At 31.3% G+C, this 12,944-nt stretch carries 11 protein-coding genes; 10 read left to right on the top strand and 1 reads right to left on the bottom strand.

The annotated features are described in order from the left end of the window. Positions 1-175 precede the first annotated feature (175 nt). From LN736_RS02310 to LN736_RS02295, 4 genes are read left to right on the top strand one after another with little or no spacing between them, the layout of a single operon-like run. Positions 176-1,180 carry a CotS family spore coat protein gene (locus LN736_RS02310; protein ID WP_229980695.1) on the top strand — a complete coding sequence of 335 codons (1,005 nt, stop codon included), beginning with the start codon at positions 176-178 and terminating at the stop codon, positions 1,178-1,180. Positions 1,181-1,203: 23 nt separating this feature from the next. Beyond that, positions 1,204-1,401, top strand: a complete 198-nt coding sequence (locus LN736_RS02305; protein WP_150356157.1) for a hypothetical protein — start codon at positions 1,204-1,206, stop codon at positions 1,399-1,401. Positions 1,402-1,438: 37 nt separating this feature from the next. Further along, entirely contained in the window at positions 1,439-2,206 is a 768-nt protein-coding gene (locus LN736_RS02300; protein WP_150356158.1) for a spore coat protein, read from the top strand. A gap of 30 nt (positions 2,207-2,236) precedes the next feature. Beyond that, positions 2,237-3,262, top strand: a complete 1,026-nt coding sequence (locus LN736_RS02295; protein WP_268253722.1) for a CotS family spore coat protein — start codon at positions 2,237-2,239, stop codon at positions 3,260-3,262. A gap of 82 nt (positions 3,263-3,344) precedes the next feature. Here the strand turns inward: LN736_RS02295 and LN736_RS02290 are convergent, their stop codons facing one another. After that, positions 3,345-4,481 (bottom strand): glycosyltransferase family 4 protein, encoded by a 1,137-nt coding sequence (locus LN736_RS02290; RefSeq protein WP_150356160.1) that lies wholly within the window; start codon positions 4,479-4,481, stop codon positions 3,345-3,347. Positions 4,482-4,594: 113 nt separating this feature from the next. On the opposite strand from LN736_RS02290, the gene LN736_RS02285 reads away from it, so the two are divergent. The 6 genes from LN736_RS02285 (at position 4,595) to cphA (ending at position 12,872) form a co-directional block, all read left to right on the top strand. Next, entirely contained in the window at positions 4,595-5,596 is a 1,002-nt protein-coding gene (locus tag LN736_RS02285; protein WP_150356161.1) for a CotS family spore coat protein, read from the top strand. A gap of 127 nt (positions 5,597-5,723) precedes the next feature. After that, positions 5,724-6,611: a sporulation peptidase YabG gene (gene yabG, locus LN736_RS02280; protein ID WP_150356162.1), complete on the top strand. Its 888-nt coding sequence runs from the start codon at positions 5,724-5,726 to the stop codon at positions 6,609-6,611. Between the two features lie 207 nt (positions 6,612-6,818). After that, positions 6,819-7,055, top strand: coding sequence for a Veg family protein (locus LN736_RS02275; protein WP_150356163.1), 237 nt, complete (start codon positions 6,819-6,821; stop codon positions 7,053-7,055). Between the two features lie 365 nt (positions 7,056-7,420). After that, a complete protein-coding gene (locus LN736_RS02270; RefSeq protein WP_150356164.1) occupies positions 7,421-8,974 on the top strand; it encodes a DUF3794 and LysM peptidoglycan-binding domain-containing protein in 1,554 nt (517 codons plus the stop codon). A gap of 191 nt (positions 8,975-9,165) precedes the next feature. After that, entirely contained in the window at positions 9,166-9,972 is an 807-nt protein-coding gene (locus LN736_RS02265) for a cyanophycinase (protein ID WP_150356175.1), read from the top strand. A 275-nt stretch (positions 9,973-10,247) separates the two neighbouring features. Continuing rightward, positions 10,248-12,872 carry a cyanophycin synthetase gene (cphA, locus tag LN736_RS02260; protein WP_229980693.1) on the top strand — a complete coding sequence of 875 codons (2,625 nt, stop codon included), beginning with the start codon at positions 10,248-10,250 and terminating at the stop codon, positions 12,870-12,872. The last annotated feature ends 72 nt before the right edge of the window (positions 12,873-12,944 follow it).

The raw sequence follows: 12,944 nt of genomic DNA, 5'->3' as shown, positions 1-12,944 counted from the left end.
CCTCCACACTCTAGTAACACTAAACTGATTGAAGCGTTCTAATATATATTATTAACACCTATATAAAAAGGTGAAAGCAACTTTTAAATCTGAAGCTAAATGAATTTATATCTATCACATACACGTGAGATTAGACATATACTACGTATATAATAATTTTTGGAGGAAGAAGCTTTTGGATATATTGAAAGTACGAAAATATGTTGAAGATGCCTATGATCTCCATATTGAATTTATAGAGAAGATAAAGAGCATATATAAAATCCATACCAAATACCACCAATATTGTTTGAAAGTAATAAATTATGATTTCGGACATTTTCTATTTATAATTTCCGCTATAAAGCATCTCCAAAATGAAAAGTTTAGAAACATACCTGAAATAATTAACACCAAAAATAAAAAGAATTATATAAAAATAGGTGATTCCTATGCTTATTTGTGCAAATGGATTAATTCCAGACAATGTGATTATAACAATCCGTTAGATATTTTAGTGGCTACTTCGAAGTTAGCGGAGCTTCACAGAAAAAGTCATAATTTTCAAGTTACGGATAAAATGAATCCAAGAATAGGATGGTTTAAATGGATAGAGAATTTTATGACTAGAAGAAATGAGATATTGGATTTTAAAAGAAGAATAATGAATAAACCACATAAAGAGGAGTTTGATGTATTGTATTTGGAGGCTATGAAAGAAGAAATCCGTATGGCAGAGAGTTCGATAGAGCATTTGAAAGCTTCTGATTATATAAATAGTATGAAAAGGCAGATAAAAGACGGTGGATTTTGTCATCATGACTATGCAAACCATAATGTCCTAATAGATGATCAAGGGGAGATAAATATTATAGATTTTGATTACTGTATGATGGATACTTATCTTCATGATTTGGCTAGTTTGATTATAAGGGTGATGAAAAATGGGAAATGGAGACTTGACAATGCGACTTTTATTATAGATGCATATAGTGCAATAAATAACGTAAGACAGGAAGATATACCTATTATGGCTGCTTTTATGGAGTTTCCACAGAATTATTGGCAAATAGGAATACAGTACTATTGGGAAGAACAACCTTGGGGAGAGGAGCATTTTATTAAGAAATTAAATAAGATATTTAGAGATAGGCAGGATAGACTGGAGTTTATAGAAGAGTTTCAAAATAAAAAAATATAGTTGATACAAGGAGGAGTAAGTTTATGTCACATAAAAAATCACACTCTCGAAAGATGGAAGAAATTGAAAATAATGATTTAGGATATTATGAAAACAAGGCAGAGAGTTTGAAAAAAACTGTCAAACAATTAGAAAAGATGCATAAGAAGAAAAAAGAAGTTATGAAACTTGAAAAAAAGAAACGACATATATTAAAAGAAATGAAAAAAGCTCACAGATAGAACCAAGACAAAAGTAAAATTACGGGGTGATTTAAAAGTGTATTGTGACAATATCGAGTCATATTTTATAAAATATCTAGAATCAAAGAAAATATTTGTGGTAAAAGAATTTAAGAACAAGATTAAATATGAGGACTTAACTCTAGATAAAATAAAAAGCCAAATATGTACAATGGGTGAATTTCATGAGAAAACTTTAGGGTATACAGGCGTTATGAACAGACGACTGGATAATAACATAGGCAAAGTTGTAGAACAGTATAAGATCTATACCAGGAGATTTAAAAAAGATATAGTTGAAATAGAGAAATTAAAAGATAAGACTGATTTTCAAAAAAAAATAAATGAAATAGGAGAAAAATATCTGACAAGAGCGGAGAAATGTTTGGATAATATATATCAAAGCCACTATATGGATTTAATAATAAGAAGTATGAATAGAGTTGAAATGTGCCTTAGAAATACCTATTTTGATAATTTGAGAAAAAATGAAAATAAAAATATAGAAATAATAGATATAAAAGGATGCTGCTACAATATGGTAGAAATGGATGCTATTTATTTTTTGAGTAAGTTAAAAAGAAAAAACAAAGACATTGATTTTAACCGTATTACTTCAAAGTTTTGTAAATATGAAACTTTAAATGACAACAGCGTGCAATTTATATTGTCCATGGTGTCTTATCCACGTGAATTTATGAGATGCTACAGCAGATATAAATACCATACTAAAGATTGGGGTGAAGAGGAATATTTAATGAAGTTAAATAAATCTATTGATGAAGATGGAGATAGTCTGATTTAAATTATATCAGGTAATAAAGGAGGTTTTGAATTGATAGATAGATATGGGGAAAAAAAATATTTAGCTAAATACGATTTATGTATAGAGCTTTTTGATAGATTTGATCTAAAAATAGATGATATAGTACCTGTAAGGAATGTGTATATGGTTTCTACAGATAAAGGAGAGAAGATATTAAAAAAAGTAGAATATACTTTAAATGAATTGAAGTTTATCCATGAGGTTTTAACTTATATAAGAAACAAATTTCCCAGAGTGGTTAATTTCGTAAAAGATAAAAAAGGTCATATATATACAATTTGGGAAGGTGATATGTACTGCATAATGGATATGGTTCAGGGGAAAGAATGCAATTTTAGTAATCCTGTGGATTTAGATATTGCATCTAAAGGATTGGGAGAATTTCATCTTGCTTCTGAAGGATTCAAAAGCAATATGAACAGCAAATACAATAATGGAAGGCTCATTGATGTTTTTAAAAGAAGAGTCCAGGAAATGGAGTTTTTTAGGAATATAGCAAATGTACATGAAAAAAAAACAGAATTTGATGAAATATTTATAGATAATTCAAGGCATTATATAAAAGAAATAAAGAAAAGTGAAAAACTGCTGGAAAAATCCTGTTATTATAAGCTCTGCAGTGAAGAGGATAAAATAGCAGTATGCCATCATGATTTAGCCTACCACAATATACTGATAAATGATAACAAAGCCTATTTTGTAGATTTTGATTATGCCATTATAGATCTTAAAGTACATGATTTATGTAATTTTATAAATAAGGTTATAAAAAATTTTGCTTTTGATATGGAAAAAACAAAACTGATAATGAATGGTTACTGTGCAGAAAATAGTTTAAGCGATAGAGAGCTTGAGGTATTATTTGCTATGCTGAATTTTCCAAATGATTTTTATACTATATCAAAAGATTATTATACTAAACGAAAAGATTGGGAAGAAGAAGTGTTTTTGGATAGATTAAAGAGGAAGATAAGATATAAAGATGATAGAATGGAATTTTTAGCAGAGTTTGAGGATACAATTTTAAATAGCTAATGGTGTATTTAAAAAATGTTTTGACATATTATACACACACCCTTGAAATAAGCAGTATATTTATTTAAAGGGTGTGTGTATTTTAATAATTAATTTTTTTACCTATGATTTTATTGTATATGGTTATGGTATCACTAGCTGTTTTTTTCCAATTTAGTTGAGAAGCTCTCTGAATTCCCAGAGAGGTAAGTTTTTTTTTGAGATTATCATCGGACAGTATATTTAGCATAGCTTGACATAAATCATCTTGATCTTTGGGATTTACGAGAAGAGCTCCATCTCCAACAACTTCAGGTAGAGAAGTAGTATTTGAGGTTATTACTGGAATTCCACAGGCCATAGCCTCTATTGGTGGCAAACCAAATCCCTCATAAAAAGAGGGATATACGAATAGTTTAGCGGCATTATATATATAGGGAAGATGATCCATGGATATAAAACCGGGAAATATAACTTTGTCAGATATATTTAATATTTCAGTACGTTTTCTGTAAGTACTGTATGATTTCCCCTTTGTACCTGCTATTACAAGCTTTATGGGTTTTTTATACAGCGATATAAATTTATTGAAACTTTCAATTAAACCCAATATATTTTTTCTAGGGCTGAATCCCCCCACATAAAGTATATAATCTTCATCTATGGAATAATATCTTTTAGCTATATATTTACTTATATTTTTATCCAAAGGTTTATATATATCCTCGCTGGCCAAATGAGTAACGTATATTTTATTCTCGGGGAAATTAAAAGCCTTCATTATATCATTCTTGGAGAAATTTGAAACTGTAATAATTCCATCACATTTAGGTATTATTTCAGGGATATAGTCGGAAAAAATTTTTAAATATCTGTCACTTACAGTTTCAGGCATTTTATAGGGAATTACATCGTGAAGTGTTATAGCAAATTTACAATTTTTATCTACAGGAAGCCCTACACCGTTTTGTGGAACGTGGTACAATTCTATTTTATTGTGTTTTATTTTATTAGGTATATTTATTTCCTCCCAAAAACTGGTTTTATTCTGTGGAGGAATAGTATTTAGAGCAAAATTTTTTTTTAAGCATATATCATTTCTAAAACTTTTCGGCATGAAAAGTAAATAGTTATTTATATTATCAATATTATTTAAGCAACTTATGAGCTGATAAGTATAAGTGCCTATACCGGTACCTCTATACCATTTTGCAGCACGACCATCAATTCCTATTTTCATAGAATTATTCCTCTCTAAATTGGTATATTTCATTATATTAAAATCCAGTTAAAAATGTTAATATTCTTCTAAAATAACTTAGCCGTTCATATAGATATATAGGGGTGATTAACATGATGCGAGAATTTGAAATAGAAAGACAATTTAATGTAAAAATTGAAAATATAAGACCAAATAGAGGGGTATATCTTTTAAAAACGGATAAAGGAATGAAATGTTTAAAGAGAATAAATTATGGAACTCAAAAACTTTTATTTGTATATGGTGCAAAAGAACATTTAATAAATAATGGATTTCCATATGTAGATAAATATTGTGTTAATATAGATGGGAATCCCTATGCTCTTGTAAATGAAGATATTTATACCCTTTCAGAATGGATTAATGGTAGGGAATGTGATTTTAAAAATAAAGAAGATGTCATAAATGCTTCTAAATGTTTGGCAAATATGCACATAGCTTCTAAAGGATATGAGCCTCCTGAAAACAGCAAACTTAAGACGGATCTTGGAAGGTGGCATCATTTAATGGAAAAAAGGGTTAGAGCTCTTGATAAAATGAAAGATATGGGCAGAAAAAAAAGCAATAAGGAAAGTTTTGATTTAAATTATATGAAGGCTATTCAGTTTTATAAAGATTTTGGCAGAAAAGCTATAGAAGTACTAAAAGACTCCAAATATGATGAACTTTGCAATATAACAAAAGAGGAAAAAGGATTTTGTCATCATGATTTTACATATCATAATATAGTGATAGATGATGACAACAATGTAAATGTAATAGATTTTGATTACTGTAAAAGAGAAATAAGAGCTTATGATATATCATCTTTTATGATTAAGGTTTTAAAAAGATCAGATTGGAATATAGAAAATGCCAAGCTTATATTTGACTCCTATAATGAGGTAAGCCCGCTTGAGGAGGAGGAATACAGGGTAATATTTGCCTTCTTATTATTTCCTCAACGTTTCTGGAGATTGGCAAATAGATATTATTATAATGAGGTTAATTGGCAGTTAAATACCTTTAATAATAAACTGGAGGAATTGATTTCAGAACAGGAAAAGTATGTTCGTTTTATTGAAGAATTTAAAAGTATCTATAACCAAAAATAGATTTAAGTTGGGAATAGGCCTATGTGGATAATGTTAAAATGAACCCGGCATAGGCCTTATTTTTTGCACTTAAAAAAGAATAAACTCATAATATATATCATGACTTTTTATATGGGGATGTTAGATTATGAAAATAGGTGATATAGTAGTGAGAAAATCCTATGGTAAAGATATAACTTTTAAAATAATAGATGTAAAAGAAGAAAAAAGCGGGAATATTTATATTCTAAAAGGGATAGATTTGAGGCTGATTGCAGATTCCACCATTGAGGATTTGGAGATCGTAGAGAATGAATCTCTTACAAAAAAGGAAATTATATTTAATAAACAAATTAACAGTTCAATTCGGGACATTCTAATTAGCAGAGGGGGCTTTAGGTATAGTGGAGGAACTGCACAAGAATATAACATAACAAAATTTGCATCACATGATTCCAAGAACGAACTTGCTTTTGGAAGGCCTGGTAAAATACTGCATGTAGATGGTGATTCGGAATATCTAGATGTATGTATTAAAGTGTATAAACAACTTTTGTTAGATGTAGTTGGCAGGAATATAGCTGAAAAGGATCAGCCGTCAAAAGTGGTAGAGTTAGTAAAAGAAATAAAACCAGATATAATTGTAATTACAGGGCATGATTCTGTGGCAAAGGGTACTACTGATTTCATGAATTTGGATAATTATAAAAATTCCAAATATTTTGTGGAAGCTGTGTCAGAACTTAGAAATTATGAATCAAATTATGATGATCTGGTAATATTTGCAGGAGCCTGTCAGTCCTGTTATGAAAAAATTTTGGATTCAGGAGCTAATTTTGCAAGTTCACCCAGTAGAGTACTTATACATTGTTTAGATCCTGTATTTTTATGTGAAAAAATAGCTTATACGAATATAGAAAAAGTAGTATCCATTCAAGAGGCCATAAGAAACACTATAACTAGGACTAATGGGATTGGAGGGCTGCAGACTAGAGGAAAATACAGGGAGGGTTTTCCAAAATCACCATATGTATAAAGATTATAAAAGTTGTAAATAATATTGTATATATGAGTGACTTGAAGAAATGGCAATATATTATAATATAAATAAAACTATGTGGGCCGTGTTTACAAAAATTTAATATTGACAAAATAAATTATTAACTGATATACTAAATGGTTTAGTTGACATAATTAACCTTACGATGTATAATATAAGATGTAGAGAGAGGGTGTTTAGAGAATGGAAGGAATGAATGTGTTAGCTTCTATAAGAAAGAACATTGAAGATCATGTAGGAGACAAAGTAACTTTAAAGGCAAATGGCGGTAGAAGGAAAGTTTTTGTGAATAAAGGAATAATAGAAAAAGCTTATCCTAGCATATTTGTGATTAGATTAGAAAATGACACCCAAAGGAAAGTGACTTATAGCTATTCGGATGTTTTAACAAAAACAGTTCAGTTGGTTTTTTCAGTTTAAACAGTGTTTAGTTCACTTAGTTATCAATTATCTCATATGTTTGTTAACCTATTTTATAAAAGTATATAAACGTAACATTTTTAAAATAGTATATAAAATACTAATTATATTTTATGTGCTATTTTTTGTTGTCAATTTACAGGGTAAGAAGAAAGATGGTAAGCTTCCATCTTTCAACTATGGTATAAAAGGGTATTGAGAATTTATGAGAGGTTATATGGTTAACAACCAATTTAATATTACGTCAAAATTTTGTAAATGTCAATATTAAGAGACATTATTGAAAATTATCAAAAACGTTAGCATATTTTTTACCTTTAATTTATATAAATAAATAGTAGGTTTTTATATGGGGGGTAATAAATATGAGTATAGATTTTGTTAAAGAAAATATAGAATGTGAACAGCTCATGGCTGAAAATTTTTCTGATACTGTAATAAAAGCAGAATATATAATACCGGATACAAATCCAGATGTTAACCATATTTTAATTCTCAATGCAAAGCCCATTATAACTAGTAAGGAAGTAATGCAGGATAAGGTATTTGTTGAGGGAAAAGTGGAATATACTATACTTTATTTAGCTAAAGAAGATGAAGCAATGGGCATCTACAGCGTAAATTATACTGGCGATTTTTCAAATTATATTGAAATACCGGGGTCCCAACATGATATGCTCTGTGATGCAGATTGCTATGTAGAACATATGAACTGCAATATAGCTAATGAAAGAAAGGTATCTATTGAAGGAATTATAAAATTAAAAGCAGAAGTATATAAAAAATATGAATTTGAAGTTATAAAAGATGTAGAAAGTTCTGGAGATATACAGATGTTGAAAAATCCTGATACTATAGATAAAATAGTTGGAACAGTCTCAGGAGATTTAGTGGCAAAAGCTGAGATTCAAATACCTGTGGATAGGCCTCAAATAGGGAATATATTAGAATGTAACGTAAATGTGCATAAGAAAAATATAAAGGTTTTAGATGGGAATATCTCTATAGAGGCATATGTGCTTATAGGTGTACTTTATAGGGGAAAGGACACAAGGGACATAGAATATATAGAGGATGATGTTTATGTAAGTAAAGAAATTCCTGTAGATGGAGTGAACTCATCTATGGACAGCTATACCGACTTTTGTGTAGATGAGATTGAAAAGAGTATAAGAGAAGATGATTTGGGTGAGAGCAGAATAATTGATATGGAAGTGTTGGTAAAATCCAATACAAAAGTGATGTATAAAGAAGATATGGATATAATAGAAGATGCTTATTCTCCTTCCTCACTTATGCAGATGGATAAAAAAGATTATGAATTGAATGTAATGCATGGCCAGAATACCACCCAAAGTATGATTAAATCAAATATAGAATTAGAAGGTAACTCCAGGCCTAAAGAGGTAATTATGTGTTATGGAGAAGTGTGCATAACAGACAAAAAAATAGTGGAAGACAAGGTAGTTGTAGATGGAGTTTTAAGTGTTAAGGCTTTATATAAGGATTTAGAAGATGAAATAAATAAGGCTAGTGACGAGATACCTTTTAGTTGCAGTGTAGATATACCTGAAAGTAAAATTGACATGCAGTGTATAGCAAAGGTGGCTTTAGAGAGTATACAGGGAGAGGTAGAAATAGACACCATAGCTATAAAGGCAGTAGCTGAAGTTTATGCAAGAGTAAATTATATTACTCATAAAGAGTTTTTGGTGAATATAGATTCTTCAGAAGGGGAATTCCCAGCTAAGAAGGCCAGTTTAACCATATATGTGATCCAGCAAGATGATACTCTGTGGAAAATAGCTAAAAAGTATTATACTACTGTGGAGGATTTAGTAAAATTAAATGATATAGAAGATCCGGAAGTTATAAAAGTGGGAGAAAAACTCATTATACCTGGAAGAGCTGTAATATAAGCAGGGAGCCCAAATCTTCGATTTGGTGCGAGTCGCTTACTCCGCCGGACCGAAAGGAGGTGGAGTTTCATAAAAGGGAGCCCAAATCTTCGATTAAACTTCGGCAATAAATTGCTGAAGTTTTTGTTTTACGCATAATAATTGAGAAAATGGAAAAAATATAGAATATCCGCAGGAGAGGGTGCATGACTTTGAAAAAAAAATCAGAAAAAAATTTAATAATAATAGGAGGAGCGGAAGATAAGACCGGTGAAAAAAAAATATTAAAGGAAGTCTGCAGTAGATTGGATAAACAAGAAGATATTCTTGTTATTGCAACTATTGCATCTGAGATACCGGAGGAATTAGGAGATGAATATAAAAAGATATTTCAAGAATTGGGAATAAAGAATATAAGGATACTGACTATAAGAAGCAGAAAAGATGCCTTTGACGTGAACAATCTAGAGCTCATAGAAAATATTGCATTGATGTTTTTTACAGGAGGAGATCAGCTTAGGATAACAAGCCTTGTAGGAGGTACTCCACTGTATTCGAAGATTCAAGAATTATATGAAGGAGGGTGTACTTTTGTGGGAACTTCCGCAGGGGCTTCTGTTATGAGTGATACCATGATAATAACAGGACCCGATGAAGAATCACCTAAAAAGTGTACTTTAAAAATGGCGCCTGGGTTGGGTCTCATAAAAGGTGTGATTATTGATCAGCATTTTGCACAGAGGGGTAGAATAGGAAGACTACTTGTTGGAATAGCTGAAAACCCACAGAGCTTAGGTATTGGAATAGATGAAGATACAGCAATTATGGTTAAAGACAATGATGAATTCACGGTAATGGGTTCAGGAGCAGTTTATGTGATAGATGGCTCTGGCATAACCTATACTAATGTGTCAGAACAGTATCCTGAGGAGATATTGTCTATATTTGGAGTGAAATTACATGTACTTAAATATGGAAATAAATTTAATTTTATAAATAAAAAGCCTTATAATAATTGAGAAAATTTGATTTGATGATTTGTAAATCAAATTGATTAAAAATCCGAGAAAGGGTCAAATAGATGTAAGGGAGGAGTCGTAAAAACCGTTAAATCAGCAAATAAATATGAATTATATGCTGATATACCGTTAGTTAGACGGGATTTCAAGCCCCTGGAGTATCAGGCCGAATGAAAGTAGCACAAATAGCAAAATCAGATACTATGAATGGGGAAATAAACAAACTTTTACTTAAGTGTAAATAAGTGTTTATGTAACGGGCAGTATACACAAAAATGAGGATAGATGATTTTAGAGTTTTTGAAGGAAGAAATATATTTGCTCATAGAAAATGTATAAAAATGTCTGTGGATTTAGAGGGGTATAGTGAAATACCAACTAAGGATATAAATGGATTTAATGAAAAACTGCTGACGATCATGCCTGATTTGAGGCAGCATAGATGTGGAATAAATGAAGAACATGGCTTTGAAAAGAGATTGAGAGAAGGAACTTATCTTGCCCATGTGTGTGAACATATTATACTTGCTATGCAAAATGATCTGGGCATTGATGTTAGTTATGGGAAGGCAAGGGAAATAAAGGAAGATAAATATTATATAGTATATGAATATCTTTATAAAAATACAGCGCTGGAAATTGGCAAAATAGCTGTGAATATGATCAACTCTTTGATAAAAGGAATAAATTATAAACTTGAGGAGGACGTCACAAAATTAAAGGATATTTTAAAAGCAGAGCAAGTTGGCCCCAGTACGCTGTCCATAATATCAGAGGCCAAGAGGAGAGGAATACCTGTAACAAGGATTGGAAATAACAGTGTATTTCAATTGGGATACGGAAAATACAGCAAGATTATAGAAGCCACTATATCATGCAATACATCGGCTGCGGCTGTAGATATAGCTTGTAACAAAATGCTAACTAAAGAGATGCTGAGAAATCAGTGTTTACCTGTGGCAGAGGGTGGTGAGGTGAAAAGCCTGGAGGAATTATCAGATCTCACTGCTGAGATAGGATACCCCATAGTTTTAAAACCTTGTTTTGGAAATCAGGGCAAAGGGGTATTTGTAAATATAAAAAATAAGACAGAAGCAGTAAAAGCTTACAAGATATTAGCACAGAAGTTTGATAGTATAATTTTAGAGAAATGTATAACTGGAAAAGACTTTAGGGTATGTGTGGTGAATGGAAAAGTAGTAGCTGCTGCTGAAAGAATACCGCCTTATGTTGTGGGAGATGGAATAAAAAGCATAATTCAATTGATAGAAGATGTAAACAGGGACAGCATGAGAGGAGAGGGACACGAAAAGCCTCTAACTAAAATAAAAATAGATGATGAATTGAAAGCCTGCATACTTAAGAGTGATTATAAATTGGATAGTATCTTGCCTAAGAATAAAAAATTGCTCATAAGAGAAAATGGAAATTTATCTACAGGAGGAACAGCTGTAGATTGCACTGATTTAATTTGCAAAGAAAATATAAATATCTGTGAAAGGGCAGCTGATACGATTGGACTGGATATCTGTGGCATAGATATATGCTGTAAAGATATAAGTGAATCCATACTTAAAACCGGTGGAGCTATAATAGAAATAAATGCAGCACCGGGTATTAGAATGCACCAGTATCCCTGTGTAGGCAAAAAAAGAAATGTGGCAAGAGCCATAATAAATATGCTATTTTATAGATCCCGATCCATTCCTATAGTTTCAGTAACTGGAACAAATGGGAAAACCACAACTACTAGACTCATTGCACATATATTAGGCAAATCTGGCTATAAGGTGGGTATGACTGTTACAGGAGGAATATACATAGATAATAAATGTATATGTAAAGGTGATACTACAGGATATTATAGTGCTAAGACCATTTTGAGCAACAAAAATGTAGATGCAGCGGTGTTGGAAACTGCTAGAGGAGGAATAATAAAAAAAGGTCTTGCCTATGATTTGGCAGATGTGGCGGTGATAACGAATATAACTGAAGATCATCTTGGCATAGATGGAATAAATACAATGGAGGATCTAGCTTATGTAAAGGCGTTGGTTGGAGAAGCTGTTAAGAAAAATGGATATGTGGTTTTAAATGCGGATGATCTGGTAAGTTCAACTATAATCAATAGGTTAAAGGGCTCAATAATTATGTTTTCAAAGTATAAAAATAATACAATTCTCAGGGACAATATAGATAGAGGCGGATATGGAATATATATAGATGATCAGATTATGTATTTTGAAAGGCAGGGTGTTGTAGTCCCAATAGTAAAGATGCAGGATATAAGGATATCGCTGGAAGGGAAACTTATTTATAACATAGAAAATGCCATGGCTGCCTGTGGGGCTGCAATTGGGTTGAATATAGCCTATTCTGTTATAAAGGATGGTTTAAAAAGCTTTTATGGAGATGCTTCATTTAATCCAGGACGGTTCAATATTTATAATTTAAATGGAATAAATGTGGTGTTGGACTATGGTCATAATATAGAAGGATATAAAGCGGTTATAAAAGGCGCTAAAAAGTTAAATTATAAGAGATTGGTTGGAATTATTGGTATACCTGGAGACAGAACTGACACTAGTGTTGAAAAAATAGGGCGGATTGCAGGAAGGAACTTTGACTATATATATGTTAAAGAAGATAAGGACAGAAGAGGCAGGAAGCCTGGAGAAATAGCATCAATTCTTAGAAGGGGTATAATGAAGACTGATTTTGACTTAAAGAAAATAGAAACTATATTGGATGAAAAGGCTGCACTTGAGAGAGCAATAGATGCAGGAAAACAGGGGGATTTGATAATAATATTCTTTGAGAAGATGAACCCATTAGTAGAATTGATAAGTGAAAAATTAAAAGATGGAAATAAGAGAATAGGGAATATAGCTATGGTGTAGGAACAGAGTTATAAGGTAAGCAAGTAGGATTATCAATTTAACGCAATCGGCGAGAAGTCGCCCACTTCTATA

This window comes from Clostridium aromativorans (assembly GCF_020908015.1).
GTDB lineage: Bacteria > Bacillota > Clostridia > Clostridiales > Clostridiaceae > Clostridium_B > Clostridium_B aromativorans.
The sequence above is the reverse complement of the archived record's forward strand: the minus strand, read 5'-3'. Positions and strand labels throughout refer to the sequence as shown.